Source organism: Thalassotalea sp. PP2-459, from assembly GCF_001913705.1.
GTDB classification, from domain to species: domain Bacteria; phylum Pseudomonadota; class Gammaproteobacteria; order Enterobacterales; family Alteromonadaceae; genus Thalassotalea_C; species Thalassotalea_C hakodatensis.
This window is the reverse complement of sequence record NZ_MKQD01000065.1, coordinates 1-16313: the sequence shown is the minus strand read 5'-3', so window position 1 is coordinate 16313 and position 16313 is coordinate 1. Positions and strand designations below refer to the sequence as shown.

Here is a 16313-nt window from a genome sequence, read left to right as displayed (position 1 = left end):
GCTTTAGAGCCCATTATTAATGCGCATTTTTTAATTTTTTTGCGCTTTTAATACCTGTTGTTTTTATCGTTAGTTTTATAATGCTTCTTACTTTATAAATAGAAATGACACAATAAAACTAAACTAAGATACACACTAACAAGGTTTTTTTTGCCGAGGTATTACACTTTAGTCTAGGGGGTGACGATCTTAGTTGACCAAACACCTAAAAATGCACTACAACAGACTAAGATTTCACATGATGATTTTATATAGGGAACAATCATGGATAATGAAATAGCCGAAGTTCGTGACTTTATTCAAGCCATTCCTCCTTTTGATCAACTACCATTAAACAAAATTCAATCATTAATAAGCGCTATTCGAATTTGTTACATCAAACAGAAGCAAACACTTCCACCAAGCCAGTGTGAGCAAAATTCACTGTTCATTATTCGCAAAGGTGCTCTTGCGTATTTCGATAAAAATAATGAATTAACTGGAAAATATGGTGAAGGTGATATATGCACTGCTTTTTGCCAAACAAAAAATAGCAAAGACATAACAGTAAAAACCGAAGAAGATACGCTTGCGTACTGTATTCAATATCAAACATTGCAAGAAATTATTCGCCAATACCCTGCGGTGATTAATTTTTTTCAAGATAGCTCGGCACAAAGATTAAAGAGTAAGATGTCACAACTCAATGAGGATGCTATTTTATCATCATCGTTAATGAACACTGATATCAGCCAGTTTTACCACAGCCCGGTAGCCACTATTACGGAAAACACATCAATTCAACAAGCGGCAATTGAAATGACTACGTTAGGTTTTTCATGTTTGGTTGTTACTTCCAACGATACTGATCGCGTGCCAGTTGGTATAGTGACCGATAAAGATTTACGACAACGATGTATTGCTAAAGGGTTAAATTTTTCATTGCCTGTTAGTGAAGTAATGACCAAAAACATGTTGACGATTAATGAAGGAAGTCGCGCTTATGATGCGCTTATGTTGATGACGGCTAAACGCATTCATCATTTACCCGTTTTACAACATCATAAACTCGTAGCCATGGTGACTATTACAGACTTAATGAACCATGAAAGTCAAAATGCCGTTAACTTAACTCACCTTATTCGTAAAGCAAGTTCATTAGAAGAATTAACACAAATTAGTAAATTGTTACCTAAGCTACAAATTAAAATGGCCAAGCTAGGCACCACAGCAGATCATGTAGGAAAAAGCATCAGCGCGATCACATCAGCTTTTACTATAAGGTTAATAGAGTTGGCTGAGCAGCAACTAGGTAAAGCTCCTGTCAGCTTTGCTTGGTTAGCAGCAGGTTCACAAGCTCGAGAAGAGCAATTTGCCCATTCCGATCAAGACAATGCATTAATTATCAGTAATGACATGAAACCAGAACACGACCAGTGGTTTTTAGCTTTAGCCACGTTTGTTTCTGATGGACTAGCTACTTGTGGCTTTATTTATTGCCCAGGCGACATTATGGCGACCAATCAGCAATGGCGTCAAACTCAAAAAGTTTGGCATGAATATTTCAATAATTGGGTGAATACTCCTAGCCCTCAAGCGCTACTAAATAGTAGTGTTTTTTTCGATTTAACCACGGTTCACGGCAATGAAGAATTATTAAACGAGGTAAGAACACAGCTGTTAACTAAAACGAAAAAAAGCACACTTTTTCTCGCGCATTTATCAAAAAATGCACTGTTAAATAGACCACCATTAGGATTTTTTAGGGACTTTGTATTAATAAAAGACGGAGAAAACAAACGCGTACTAGATTTAAAACACAATGGTATCGCTCCAATTGTTGATTTGGCGCGAATTTACGCATTAAGCCAAGGTATTACGGCAACCAATACCATTGAACGCCTTAAACAAACGGCTGGCACACCTGCCTTAACGAAATCTTCTGCAGCGAATTTAATCGACGCTTTTGAATTTTTGTCATTATTACGAATGGAGCATCAAGCTAAAAAGCTGGCAGCTAACTGTCAAGCTGACAATTTTTTAGCGCCAAAAGATATCTCAAAATTAGAGCGAGAGCATTTAAAAGACGCTTTTAAAGTGATTAAAACATTGCAAGACGCTAGACAATCGAGTTATTAATCTCATGTGGCGTCATCAGTTTTTATTCAATTGGTATTTTGGTTTAGAGATAGCACGGAAAAAAGCCTTTTTATCGGCACCCGCTGGCCCATTAAAAGACTACCTTTCAGTTCCATTTCCTGCACTAGATACACCTGTAAATGCGCTCAACGTAATTGCGCTTGATTTTGAAACCACAGGCCTTAATGCAGTAAAAGACAAACTATTAAGTGTTGGACATGTAGAAATCAATCAACAACAAATTTTGCTCGGTAGCAGTTACCACCAAATTATCAACACGCAGCGTGAATTAGTCGCTGACAATGTAGTGATCCATCAAATAACCGATCAACAACAACAACAGGGGAAGCCTTTAGCACAGGTCATTGAGCAACTGTTAAGTACCATTGCTGGCAAACCACTGTTAGTACACTATGCTCGCATCGAAAAACAATTTTTACAACAAGCCTGCCTGGCGCTTTATGGTATGGCTCCTCCTTTGCCAATTATAGATACATTATTATTAGCCAAAAGGCGCTTAGATAAACGCGATGTAGCATACGACCCATCAGAACTCAGATTAAGTGCGCTACGAAAACACTACCATTTACCTCACTATCAAGCACACAATGCCCTAAGTGATGCCATAGCCACAGCAGAACTATTTTTAGCTGAAAGCCAACATCATTATGCTCACGCTACACTTAAAGATGTATTGAGCTAGCTTATACATATTTTAAAATATTTGTAATAACGCTGTTTAACAAAATAGATCAGCTATACTTACGTGAAAGCACCAATATGAGACAAGGATTTGAAGCATCGTTGGCGTACAGCCGTTATGGTAATTGCAGCACTAGGATGTGTATTTATACTGCTATTGAAGTACATAGATAATAACAATGTCACTCAACAACACTCCGTAAACGTCGCTGTTTCCCTAACACCACTATCAGCACCATTTTATGTTGCTAAGGCTATCGACGCCTTTGATAAACAGTGTAATTCCGTTAACTTTGTAGATGTTGTGGGTGGGAAGCGTGCTTTTGATCTAGTATCATCAGGGCACGTTGAGTATGCCACCTCATCCGATTCTGTTATTGCCTATCAAAGTTTACACCACACACCATTAGTTACTCATGCTATGTTTGTACAATCAGATAACGACATTAAGCTACTCAGTAATAAAGCGGCATATATCCGAGATATTAAACACTTAGCAGGTAAAAAAGTCGGTGTTACGTTAGGAACGGCAGGCGAATACTTTCTCACGGCTTTGCTCGCACTAGAAGGGTTAACACTTGAAGATATCATGGTAAAGAATTATTTACCTGACGACCTGCACAGCGCAATGTTAGCCGAACAAGTTGATGCTATTGTTTCTTGGGAGCCCTATGCCTTTCAAACAATCCAAATCATGGGCGAAGATATTAAATTACATCAAACAAAAAACTTAAATTCGTTAAGCTTTAATCTTATTTCTACTAATAGGCAAGCAGAAGATATTACAACTACACGCTGTTTATTAGCCGGGTTAATTAAAGCTACAGAGTTTATCGCCATTCAACCTAAAAAAGCCAAAGCAATTGTTAAAAATAAACTAAACGTTGAACAAGCTTTTATCGATTGGGTATGGCGCGATTATATTTTCAAAGTTGGCTTAGACAATTCGTTATTATTAAGTATTGAGGCGCAAGCAATGTGGGCATTTGAGCAACACTTATTATCATCCAAAGACACGGAACCTTTGACCGCTCATAACCAGTATAAAAGTTATATTGATGTAAGAGCGTTGTCACAAATAAACCCTCAGTTAGTTAACATTTATTTTTAACAGGTAACACATGACAACAGCATTAATACAACGTGTTTCATATTTCGCCATAGGGTGTTGTTTTGTCTTTTTTCTTATTATCTTTAGCGTATTTTTTGCTTATCAAAGCATTACTTTAGCAGCCCAAAGAGAAGCCTTTGCTCAACGTATTGAAAGTCATACAGATATCTTTAAGCAAGTCATTTTAAGTAAGCAATTATTTGTTAAAAATAACGATATTGACGAGTGGCTAAATTACCATAATCAATTAGAAAAAATACTCAGCACAGCGCCAGAAATGACCGCGAAACAACAAGTTATATTGAACAGCATTCAAAGCCGGAACCTAAATCTCAAAGCATTATTCGAAAAACAAACACAAGAGCAGTTTAATAATGCTAACAAAATTCTGCAGAACCATTTTAACGCAAGATTATTAACCCAGCTTGAATCTATTCGAGCAGATGCCGTTAATTTGTCAGCAGATGTTCAAGAAAATATTCGCGACACCGTTGAACATAAGTTCATGCTCATAGCAATTGTACTGTTATTATCATTAAGTACATTAACATTTACCGCGATAAAACTTCGGCGCATTCTAAAAACATCCCTTACGGAAGTAGACAGCGCCATAACACATAATGCTACCGATGACTTTCAAAAAATTGAGTTAACTTACCCTTCTGAAGAGTTTGAGAGTATCGTACAGCACTTTCAAGAAATGAATAAAAAACTGCAAGAAAACAGTATTTCCATTGATGCCATGCAACAAATTATTGCAAAAAGAACCGAAGTATTGGAAGAGATGACCCGAACCGATCCGCTCACAAAAGTGGCAAATCGGCGTGCTATTTATGAGCGCGGGGCATTAGAATATTCTCGCAGTAAGCGCGCTTCTTTAGCACTAACCGTTATGCTTTTTGATTGTGATTTCTTTAAAAAAGTCAACGATGAATACGGTCACTTTTGCGGTGATGAATTACTTAAACATCTATGCCATGTTTGCCAATCAGAAATTCGAGACGTAGATTTTCTAGGGCGATATGGCGGAGAAGAATTTATTGTTATCCTGCCAAATTGCGATAACAGCGGGGGTATTGAAACGGCAAAGCGAATTCAACAACAGCTTGCTATTCAACCATTAGTGTTTAAAGGGCAAGAAGTTTTTGTCACACTGAGTATTGGTATCTGTTCGTTAACTTCAAACCATAAAGACTTCGAACAACTGGTCAATGATGCAGATCAAGCCATGTATCGTGCAAAGCATAATGGCCGAGATCGTATCGAAGTGTTTGCCGCTTAAACGTATTACTCACTAACTTAACTCTTGCTCGCTATTCATCACAATACGCAATGTTTGATTGATGTCATTTACTTGACCATTAACATCTTTCACAATTTTGTCTGCAAGTGTTCGAGAATGCATTACTTCATTTTGCACACTTTCCATCGCTTGTTCAAATTCAACAAAGTGACTTCGTTGTTGATTAATTTGAGCCAATGCATCTTCCGCTACATTCGCTGAAGTGATTGCTTGCTCAACCACATTTTCAGCATTTTCTTTTAATAGCGCCGCGATATCTTTTTGTTGGTGAGACGCATTTTCAATACCGTAAATGTTATTTTCTAAGGTCGAACTTGCCTGGTTTAACTGCTCTAAACGTTTACTAACTTGGTTAAGTGACTCTTGCGTTTTACCCGCTAACTGACGTACTTCATCAGCAACTACCGAAAAGCCTCTACCATGTTCACCCGCACGTGCGGCTTCAATTGCAGCATTTAATGCCAGTAAATTGGTTTGATCAGCGATTGAACTGATCACATCAACAATTGAACCCACACTTTCTACCGATTGCGACAGAGATAGAATAGCTTCCTTACCTGCACTTGCAGCTTGATTAGTTTGCTCACTTGCAGTCAAGACTTCATGCACTTTGGCTTGGCTATCATTCATCGCTTGTTCTGTCGTTTTTGCATTATCTACAACTTGTTGTGACAACGTATTAACGTTATCAGTCACACGTGATAAGGCATCCATAACCTGCACTACATCGGTTAAATGCTGATCGGTACTCGCAGAGGATTCTAAAATATTACCCGCTTGGTTTTCCATGGTTTTCATTGCTGTCGACACTAAATTTAATTGCTGTGCTTTTTGTTTATCTTCTTGAGCAAGTTTTGACACCATTTGATTAAAGCTATGTGAAATTTCACCAAGCTCCGTTTTTAAAGGTATACCCGTTATGTTGTCAACACGGCCTTCGTTTACCAGCGTCACAAAGCTATCGCGAAGTTTACGTAGCGGATTTAACACTACGCTCCGCGTTAACCAATAATTAGCTGCTAAAAAAAGGATTAGAAATGATAGCAGTCCAATAACAATATAAGACAACTGTTGATTCACCTGCTTTTGCGCCTGCGTAATTTCAGCTTCGCCATTTATAATAATATTTTCAAGGTCATCAACTTGATTACTCAGCAACTTCAAACCTTCTTGGCGTTGCTGTTCATTATCTAACGTATTGCTCAATTCAATATGATAACGCCTGATCAAAGATGTTAGCTCAGACAATGCATCTTCGCTCATATCTTCTTTATCATCCTCATCGGCAAAAAAGTCATCTTCATCACCGCTATCATCACTGTAAATTTCTAATAATGGCTTTGTCGAAAGTTGATCAACTAAATCTTTGAGTGCTTGAAGTGGAAACGATAATGAATCACTGTTGGCTTTCTGTTGAGCAAACATGTTTTCTCTACTGTCCACTAAATCAAATAAAGCAGTCGCTAAACGATTGGTTAATTGTAAATAAGCTTGCTTGTTCGCGGCATCTAGTACTTCAGTTTGTTCTACATAACCAGCTAGCTGCTGATTAATCGCTGAAATACCTCGTTCGCCATTGCGCAATAGAGCAAGAGGGTCTCCACTTAATTTGCCCATTGCACGATATTTAGTTGCGATTTCTTTTTTAAGACCCCTTGCCTTAGTTGTAATGCCAGCAGCAAGCTGAGATAACGACAACTGCTCAGCGTTGATAATAATATCATCAAGAATAGCTTCAGCTTCGGTCAATTGACTAGCATCTCCAGACTCTAAATACCGTCTAACCGTACGACTAAAATTAACCGTAATTAATGATTTTAACTGCTGGTACTGATCATATTGCTTTCTACTTTGTGACAGTGATTCACTCACTTGATACATCGTCGCAAGAAAAATAACAGCAAAAGCACTGATTGCAATGACGGAAGAACGGGAAAAAGTAGAGACGCGCACAACATTACCTACAACTATAATAAGTGAGTAGGCATTCTCGTTAAGTATTATGACGATTAGGTTACATAAACATGACACTTTTATGTCAAAAGGTCATTATAGATTCATTCCGTCACATTAATATGACAGCTTTATGATAACGCTGGCAAACAAAACAAATTACAATTGATTTAATTAATTTCAGCCTTTGGAATAGCGCGATTTACATAAACATCAAAACGGTTTTTCTTCATTTTAATACTGGTAGATGGCTTTTTTGAGGCTAAGTTTTCAGCATAGCTAGGACGCTTCACAACAACACGATATTGCGCGATATCAAGCGCTGGCGCTAGCAAGGAATCGCTATCTACGTCTTCACCTACCAATGATTGAAACACGCGCATTTCTTTTTTAACCGCGGCAGACTTTTCCCTATGAGGATACATTGGATCTAAATAAACCACATCAATATCACTTTCGTGTGTCATATTATCAATAGATGAAGCAAACATTAGTGACATACGATCAGTAATGTCATTCACATCAACACTCAAAGCCGCACGCTGTAAGCCATCGTCAAGTAATGCAGCAACCACAGGGTTACGCTCGATCATTTTTACTTCGCAGCCTAGTGTGGCTAATACAAAAGCGTCTCGGCCTAAACCTGCGGTTGCATCTAACACGCATGGGGTAAAGCCATGCTTTAAACCGACTGCTTTTGCAATGTCTTGCCCACGGCCACCACCAAATTTACGGCGATGTGCCGTAGCGCCTGAGACAAAATCAACCGCAATGGCACCAAGCTTTGGTTCATCGAGTTTGATCAGCTCTAAACGCTGAATATTGACTTGTAACAAAAATATAAGCGAAGGAAAGTTTACTGCCGACGCAACGTCGCCAATATAATCAAAACCCCATTTGGCAGCGATTGCTTTAGCTTTATCGGCATCCACTGAATCGACATAACCAACAGCAATGTGTTGCATAAAAGTTATACTCACGAAATTAACTGGTTATCGCCAGTAGAAAACGCCACCAATCGACTTAATTGTGACAGCGACATACCAGATTCTTGGTGCCAATGGTTAAAGCTCTGTTGAATAGTCTTCAACGTTGATTTGGTGTGAAGACCACCGGAGATCAAGTCATGAGCTCGAAAATAACCTTCGACATCTCGACTCAACAAAAACGTATCTTTACCCAACATACGCAATGCATACGGACCAGTGTTCCCCCCTAATCGTTGTCCATTCTTTTTTAAATATGCCCACAAGCCAATAATATCAGCAGTTGGCCATCTTGCGATGAACTCAGCAAAGCTATGACCATTCTGCCGCTCTTCAAACATCATTTGAGCATTAGCTTTGATGGTTTTCACTTTATTAAAGTTACGGATGATTTTAGGATCACTTGCTTTTTGCTCTAACATCTCTTCTGGCATCATCAATATTTTTTCAATATCAAAGTTAAAAAACGCCTCTTCAAAGTCAGGCCATTTTTTTTCAACCACACGCCAAACAAACCCTGACTGAAAAATCTTTTTAGTCATTTCAGACAAAATACGATCATCAGTAAGTTCATCAATCCCTTGTTTTTGCGCAGCTAATAGCACATTGAGCTTAGCGTCACCGCCTTTGCGTTCTGCTGCACGTTGATAAATCTCGTCAACTGTTTCTAATGTCATGTCATCAGCCTATTAAGCAGCAATACCACTATGGCGCAGTAGTGCGTCAATATTTGGCTCTCGGCCTCTAAAAGCTTTGAACAGCTCACTTGGCTCTTGTGAACCGCCTTTTTCTAGAATGTGGTTCAGAAAATCTTTGCCTACTGCGGAATTAAACACCCCTTCTTCTTCGAACCTTGAAAAAGCATCCGCGGATAATACTTCAGCCCATTTATAGCTGTAATAGCCTGCAGCATAACCACCACCAAAAATATGCCCAAAACCATGCTGAAAGCGATTAAAGTCAGCCGCTGGCACTACTGAATATCTATCTCTAACTTCATTAAGCACTTGTTGAATGTACTGATCATTTTCGGTATCAGATTTGTAATTGCTGTGCATAAGAAAGTCAAACAAACTAAATTCCAATTGACGCAACATTTGCATCGCCGATTGATAGTTTTTCGCCGCCAACATTTTATCAAGCATGTCTTCTGGCAATGACTCGCCCGTTTCATAATGACCTGAAATAAAAGCCAATGCTTCTGGCTGCCAGCACCAATTTTCTAAAAATTGACTGGGTAATTCAACAGCATCCCATGGCACACCATCTATGCCGGATACACCGCAAGCGTCTATTTGCGTTAACATATGATGTATGCCATGACCAAACTCATGAAATAAAGTCACCACTTCATCATGGGTAAATAATGCGGGTTTCTCTCCTATTGGGCCATTGAAATTACACGTTAAGTACGCAACGGGGTATTGCACCTCGCCTGAAGTTAATTTTCTACGGCCAACACAATCGTCCATCCATGCACCACCTCGTTTTTTCGCTCTTGCATATAAATCAAGATAAAAACTTCCACGATAATGTTGATTGGCATCATGAATGTCATAAAACTTTACGTCTTCATGCCAAGTATCAATACCTGTTTTCTCGGTGATTTTAATACCAAATAAACGATTAACTACTTCGAATAACCCTGATACAACCTTATGTTCAGGAAAATACGGTCGAAGCTCTTCATCAGAAATAGCAAAGCGACTTTGTTTTAATTTTTCACTGTAATAGGTTAAATCCCATGGTGCTAACTCATTAACATCATAGTGTTTTTGGGCAAACTCTTTAACTTGCTCAAGATCTTCAATACCTTGGCTTTTCGATTTTTTAGCTAAGTCTTCCAAAAAGCCCAACACTTCGTTTGTTGAGTTCGCCATTTTGGTGGCTAACGATTTTTCAGCAAAGTTGTCAAAACCAAGTAATTTCGCCAATTCATGACGTAATGCCAAAATTTCATTCATTATATCGCTATTATCATATTCACCTGCATTCGGCCCTTGATCTGAGGCACGTGTTACAAAGCCGCGATAAAGTTTTTCACGCAACTCTCGATTGTCACAATACATCATTACCGGTAAGTAACTTGGAATATCTAAAGTAAACAGCCATCCTTCTTTTTCCTGAGCCTTCGCCTGAGCAGCGGCAGCGTCTTTAGCGGAATCAGGCAAACCATCAAGTTCCGATTCATCGGTAATATTAACGGTATAAGCATGCGTTGCATCAAGTAAGTTATTACTAAAGGTTGAGCCCAGTTCCGATAAACGCGTGACAATTTCACCATAGCGCTTTTTCTGCTCAGAAGGTAACGCAATACCCGATAGGGTAAAGTCTCGCAAGGCATTATCAATGACTTTGCGTTGTGCGGTATCAAGTGTTTGATATTCATCACTCGTTGCAAGGTTTTGATAAGCTTCAAATAAGCCTTGATGCTGGCCAACAAAGGTACCGTATTCAGATAATAAGGGTAAACACGATTCGTAAGCATCACGAAGTTCTTCACTATTGACGACCGAATTCATATGTGAAACCGGTGACCATAGCTTACCTAAAATGTCATCAACATCATTAATGGGCTCAACTAAGTTATCCCAAGTATAACTGTCGTTATTCTTTATCACCTGTTCAATGGTTTTTTTACAATCAGCAATGGCCTTTTCTACTGCGGGTTTTACATGCTCTGGAAGAATTTTAGAGAATTGCGGTAACGAAGTGTTTTCTAATAATGGATTACTCATAGTAATGTCAGCTTATTGGTGATGCTATTATGATAGTAGATGTAAAGGCTAAACTGTATTAATTCAAGTATCTTAGTAAACATTGCTTGAAAGGATGAATGATTATCCGCATATTTAAGGTCTTAAACCTATTATCTGCACACAGATCAGGAGCAAAAACAGATGACTCAACACTTTGACTTTCTAGCCATTGGCGCAGGCAGCGGCGGTATCGCATCAGCAAATCGCGCAGCAAAGCTTGGCAAAAAAGCCGCTGTTATTGAAGCAAAACAAGTGGGTGGCACCTGTGTAAACGTTGGTTGTGTACCTAAAAAAGCCATGTGGTATGCAGGGCAAATTGCCGATGCCATTCATTACAGCCATGATTACGGCTTTAATCTTTCTGCAGATAATTTTGACTGGTCACGATTAGTCGCCAATCGTGAAACTTATATCAAGCGTATACACGCTGCATATGGTCGTGGTTTTGAAGCTAACGGTGTTACGCTAATTGATGGCTTTGCCAAGTTTGTCAATAAAAATACTATCGAAGTGAACGGTGAAAAAATCACGGCTGACCATATTGTCATTGCCACTGGTGGCCGCCCAAGTATTCCAAAGATTCCCGGCGCTGAACACGGCATTGATTCCGATGGCTTTTTTGCTTTAACACAACAGCCAAAGTCTGTCGCCGTAATTGGTGCAGGTTATATTGCCGTTGAATTAGCCGGAGTATTACACGCACTGGGAAGCGACACACATTTAGTCGTCAGAAAAGCAAAACCGCTTCGAGATTTTGACGACATGTTGTCTGACACCTTAGTGGAACAAATGGCCAAGCACGGCCCAACATTGCACAATCACAGTACACCAACGTCCATTGAGAAACACTCTGACGGAACCTTAACCATTCACCTAGAAAACGGCAAAACAGTTGGTCCTGTTGAAACCGTTATTTGGGCAATCGGTCGCGAACCTGCAACCGATAACATTAACATTGAAGCAACCGGTATCGAATTAGACAAAAAAGGCTTTATTCCTACCGATAAGTATCAAAATACTCAAGTTGAAGGCATTTATGCCGTAGGTGACAACACAGGCAGAGTACAGTTAACGCCTGTTGCTGTTGCAGCAGGCCGTCGATTATGTGAGCGTTTATTTAACAATAAACCAACTGAGCATTTAGATTATAGCAATGTTGCCACTGTGGTCTTTAGCCATCCAGTCATCGGAACTGTCGGTTTAAGTGAACAAGAAGCAATTGACGAATACGGAGAAAGCCAAGTAAAAGTCTATCGTTCACAATTTACTGCGCTTTACCAAGCCATTACCGACGATTACCGTGATCCAACAAAAATGAAACTTATCTGCGTAGGTAAAGAAGAAAAGATAGTGGGTATTCACTCTATTGGATTTGGTAGTGATGAACTTTTACAAGGTTTTGCTGTAGCAATGAAAATGGGCGCCACAAAAGCTGATTTTGATAATACCGTAGCTATCCACCCAACATCAGCAGAAGAGTTTGTTACTCTTTAGATCGAGGTCTGGAAAACCTACTCTGTAGATTTGTAAAGTCTGGAAAAAATACTAACCTCAATAGAGTTCATTTCTCTAAGGGGTTAGTATGGTTTCCGTTATTCACTCAAAAACTTCTATGTTCCCCGTATATATCCTACGTCAAAAGTCTTAAAGCCTTTTTTACTAAAAGGTTTTCCTACATTTTATTCAAAAGAAAACGAGTATATTCTTCCCGTTAATCTATGGCTTAATTATCTTCAAAATATTCGAAGAGTATCTGATATTTCTTGCTGTGTTAGAGCGATAAAAAGATACTGGCTCTTTCTTGAAAGTACAGGGTGTGAGTGGAATGCTTTTCCTCCGACTGACTACCTCAAGCCCACTTATAGATTCAGAAACGATGATTTACTAAAGTCGGCAAAAGAAGGAGAGATGGCATATTCAACAGCATCGTTATATATGCTTCAAATTATCAAATTTTATGAGTGGGCTGCTCACGAGCGTTTTATAACTTTTACAGAAGACAATAAGCCATTTAATTACCAATTAGTTCACATCGCAAACACAGGGATGATGAACCACAATAACCCTAAGTTTGTTGTTCGCTCTACAGACCTGAGAATCAGAAAACCAATTAAAAATGAAAATCAAAGTCTAAACCCTTTATCCAAAGAAGAACTGGCTCAGTTTGCTACCTGCTTAACCAAATACTCTGATGAGTTCATCATTCATCAACTGCTGCAGCTTCAAGCGGGTTTAAGGGTTGAAGAGGCATGCACATTTCCAGTTGCTTCAATAGAAAAGCCAAATCTGTAGTGGCACAATAAATTTGGCCATCTAATTAGAGGTGATAGAATCACCGCAACTGATTAGGTATTAATATGACAAAAAGAACTAGACCAACTTATTCACCCGAATTTCGGTTAGAAGTTGCAATGCAGGTGGTTGATGAGAACCGCTCAGTAAGAGAAGTTGCTGACACGATGGGATTGGGTAAATCAACTGTTGATAAATGGGCTCGCCAATTGAAACATGAGCGCAATGGCAATTTATCTAACGTAACACCACTTACGCCTGAGCAGCTGAGAATACGAGAATTAGAGCGTCAAATTAAACGACTCGAAGAAGATAATTCAATATTAAAAAAGGCTTCAGCTCTCTTGATGCAGGACTCTCTAAAAGGTTTTCGCTAGTCCATCGACTTCAAGAGAGCTGGTCAGTGAAACGCCTTTGCCAAGTGTTTTCTGTTCACCGCAGTAGTTATCGCTACTGGTGTGCTCATCCCAAAAAGCAATCTGCACCGCGCATACGATCGGTAGCAGAATTAAAGCGGTGGTTTGGGCTTAGCAATGGCTCTGCAGGAGAGCGTAGCTTAGTGACATTGTTGAGTAATTCAGGTTTTAAAGCGAGCCGTTGGCTGGTGAACAAATTGATGAAAGAGCATGGTTTAGTGAGCCGTCAATTGCCTTCACATAAATATGCTAAAGCAGAAACAGAACATGTAAGTATCCCAAACAAGTTGAATCGAGCGTTTAATGTTAATGCACCCAATAAAGTTTGGTGTAGTGATGTCAACTATGTTTGGACAGGTAAAAAATGGCTTTATTTAGCTGTGGTTTTAGATTTGTATGCACGTAAAGTCGTCGGATGGGCAAGCTCAAATAGTCCTGATAGCGAGTTAACGAAAAAAGCTTTACGCATGGCCTTTGAAAGTCGAGGCAAGCCTAAGAAAGTATTGTTCCACAGCGACCAAGGCTGTCATTATACAAGTCGTAGTTTTCGTCAACAGCTTTGGCGATATGGCATCCAACAAAGCTTGAGTAGACGCGGGAATTGTTGGGACAATGCACCAATGGAGCGTTTTTTTAGAAGCTTTAAAACAGAGTGGATGCCACGTAGAGGTTATGAAAATACCACTCATGCAATAAACGCCATTCACCAATATATTGTTGGTTATTATAACCGTCATCGCCCCCACCAGAATAACGGTGGGTTATCGCCATTAGAGGCCGAACACAAATATTGGAAAACTTATAACAAGGTGGCCAGTTTTAGTTGACCACTACATTCTAGCTCCCAGTAATGCTATTGCAGATACAGAATTATTAAACAAAGATGTTGTAATCCTTTGTTCTAAAAATGTAATCCTGAAGAGGAAGTTATGAAATATTTTGTTTCCAGAAGGCATTTTGCCCGTGGCACTCAAACAATTTCAGTTCAAAAGAATAAAAAGATAGTGTACTCCACAAACGTTGTAAGTTTTCTTCGAGAGCATAAGGCATCTATACCAGAAATTAGTTCTCGTATGGCGCCCTATGACCCAGATGGGAGCCTATCATGCGACTGGGATCCTGATTTTACATGTGAAGAATGGAATCAGTCTGATGCTGTTAGAGATCTTGTAAATGTTATGGAAAATAGTGTAATGACATTTACAGTAACTCAAGCATATTTTGATGCTAATGATAGTGCTCAGAAAAAAATGAATTTCATATATTCACTTCTCTTAGCTATTCCTGTAAGTCGGTATGCAGAGTTAGCTACGGCTCTCACAAAAAATGCTATTTCAAACAAAATCAACATATTAATTAGTACGGGAGTAGGATGGGTACTAGCAGACCTAATAACATCGTTAATGGACTCTGATTTAAAACTTGGTGATCAAGTAACAATAACTGGAGGCGTGATTACTGTAGAATCAAGTGGAGGTAGTGGAGGTGGAGGTTATGAAGATGATGAATATGTCGACGGAGATTCAGGAGATTTAACATTGGTGTGTAATACATTTTCAACTAATACAGGCACAGGTACACCTTATATAGTACAATATAAAACTTGTTACTTTTCATAGGATGTAAAAGTGAATTTAGATCTATTTTTTCCAATACTAGTATCAATACCATCGTTATTGATATTAGTATTAATTTCTAATAAATATGTAAACATAGTTGCACTCTGTTTTACCTTTTATACAATTTCAAGTTTATTGGATCATTCAAAGTGGCCATTTGAACATTACGGGTATATTGTTTCATTCAGTTTTTTATTCTTAGCCATAATAATCATCAACAAGGTTAAAAAAGAGAGTAAATAGGTAAACCCACTATATCATTGATCTGCTTTAATCAAACAGGACACTTTAATAATGGAATATAATCAAATTATTGAGGTGTTAAATGACAAAAAGAACAAACAGAAGTTACACGGCTGAATTTAAACAAGAAGCTGTAGCATTAGTAACCGACCAAGGTTATTCAGTCCCTAAGGCAGCAGCGTCTTTAGGTATCACAGATAAACTACTTTATAACTGGAAAGCTAAGTTTGAAGCCGAACGTCCTGGTGCCAGTTTAAATGCGGATGAACGAGCTGAGCTATTAAGACTACGCAAGGAAAATAAAGAGCTAAGGATGGAAAAAGAGATATTAAAAAAGGCCAGCGTCCTCCTGCTAAAGGAAAACAAGTAAGGTTTAAAACCATTAAGCAGAGAGGGCTTTAACGTCAGTGATTATGGCGTTCAGAAGTTGATGGCCAAACTTGGTTTGATTGTTACTCAGCGCGTTGCATATAAAGTAACAACCAAGCGTAAACTCAGTGATGCGGTTGCTGATAACCTATTGAATCAGAACTTTAATCCTGTTACTTCCAATCAAGTGTGGGTTAGAGATGTGACGTATTTAAGAACTGGCGAAGGTTGGATGTATCTAGCTATTGTTATGGACTTACATTCACGCCGTATCGTTGGCTGGTGTCCACTTCCCCATTAATGACACAGTTCTAAATTAGAATTTTCCAGTTTTTCTCGGTAAACTGCTGTCCACTTCCCCATTAATGACACAGTTCTAAATTAGAATTTTCCAGTTTTTCTCGGTAAACTGCCGGCGGCAGGTTACCCAGACTCTCATGTG

General features: G+C 38.9%; 12 protein-coding genes and 1 pseudogene. 9 read left to right on the top strand and 4 right to left on the bottom strand.

Annotated elements, in window-relative coordinates:
- Positions 1 to 264: 264 nt before the first annotated feature.
- The 4 genes from BI291_RS14925 (at position 265) to BI291_RS14910 (ending at position 5213) form a co-directional block, all read left to right on the top strand.
- Positions 265 to 2118 carry a putative nucleotidyltransferase substrate binding domain-containing protein gene (locus BI291_RS14925; RefSeq protein WP_074499570.1) on the top strand — a complete coding sequence of 618 codons (1854 nt, stop codon included), beginning with the start codon at positions 265 to 267 and terminating at the stop codon, positions 2116 to 2118.
- A gap of 4 nt (positions 2119 to 2122) precedes the next feature.
- Entirely contained in the window at positions 2123 to 2821 is a 699-nt protein-coding gene (locus BI291_RS14920) for an exonuclease domain-containing protein (RefSeq protein WP_074499569.1), read from the top strand.
- A 90-nt stretch (positions 2822 to 2911) separates the two neighbouring features.
- Complete coding sequence (locus tag BI291_RS14915) at positions 2912 to 3931, top strand: ABC transporter substrate-binding protein (protein WP_139302632.1); 1020 nt, start codon at positions 2912 to 2914, stop codon at positions 3929 to 3931.
- Between the two features lie 10 nt (positions 3932 to 3941).
- Positions 3942 to 5213, top strand: coding sequence for a GGDEF domain-containing protein (locus BI291_RS14910; RefSeq protein WP_074499567.1), 1272 nt, complete (start codon positions 3942 to 3944; stop codon positions 5211 to 5213).
- A 12-nt stretch (positions 5214 to 5225) separates the two neighbouring features.
- Here BI291_RS14910 and BI291_RS14905 read toward each other — a convergent pair whose 3' ends face one another.
- From BI291_RS14905 to prlC, 4 genes are all read right to left on the bottom strand, one after another.
- A complete protein-coding gene (locus BI291_RS14905) occupies positions 5226 to 7187 on the bottom strand; it encodes a methyl-accepting chemotaxis protein (RefSeq protein WP_074499566.1) in 1962 nt (653 codons plus the stop codon).
- A gap of 170 nt (positions 7188 to 7357) precedes the next feature.
- Complete coding sequence (locus BI291_RS14900; protein ID WP_074499565.1) at positions 7358 to 8152, bottom strand: class I SAM-dependent methyltransferase; 795 nt, start codon at positions 8150 to 8152, stop codon at positions 7358 to 7360.
- 11 nt (positions 8153 to 8163) lie between these two features.
- On the bottom strand, positions 8164 to 8850 hold the full coding sequence (locus BI291_RS14895) for a DNA-3-methyladenine glycosylase I (RefSeq protein ID WP_074499564.1): 687 nt from the start codon (positions 8848 to 8850) through the stop codon (positions 8164 to 8166).
- Positions 8851 to 8862: 12 nt separating this feature from the next.
- Positions 8863 to 10911 carry an oligopeptidase A gene (prlC, locus tag BI291_RS14890; protein WP_074499563.1) on the bottom strand — a complete coding sequence of 683 codons (2049 nt, stop codon included), beginning with the start codon at positions 10909 to 10911 and terminating at the stop codon, positions 8863 to 8865.
- Positions 10912 to 11073: 162 nt separating this feature from the next.
- Between prlC and gorA the strand changes: the two genes are divergently transcribed.
- From gorA to BI291_RS18620, 5 genes and pseudogenes are all read left to right on the top strand, one after another.
- Positions 11074 to 12426, top strand: a complete 1353-nt coding sequence (gene gorA, locus BI291_RS14885; RefSeq protein ID WP_074499562.1) for a glutathione-disulfide reductase — start codon at positions 11074 to 11076, stop codon at positions 12424 to 12426.
- 414 nt (positions 12427 to 12840) lie between these two features.
- Positions 12841 to 13224, top strand: a complete 384-nt coding sequence (locus BI291_RS18510) for a hypothetical protein (RefSeq protein ID WP_217693840.1) — start codon at positions 12841 to 12843, stop codon at positions 13222 to 13224.
- Positions 13225 to 13289: 65 nt separating this feature from the next.
- Positions 13290 to 14467, top strand: a protein-coding gene (locus BI291_RS14870) for an IS3 family transposase (protein ID WP_139302631.1) whose coding sequence is annotated in 2 segments (ribosomal slippage) — positions 13290 to 13548 and positions 13548 to 14467 — 1179 coding nt in all. Because the reading frame shifts where the segments join, the coding sequence is not laid out codon by codon here.
- A gap of 102 nt (positions 14468 to 14569) precedes the next feature.
- Positions 14570 to 15259, top strand: coding sequence for a hypothetical protein (locus BI291_RS14865; RefSeq protein ID WP_074499559.1), 690 nt, complete (start codon positions 14570 to 14572; stop codon positions 15257 to 15259).
- Positions 15260 to 15584: 325 nt separating this feature from the next.
- A pseudogene (locus BI291_RS18620) lies at positions 15585 to 16154 on the top strand (transposase); the annotation flags it as partial.
- Positions 16155 to 16313 lie beyond the last annotated feature (159 nt).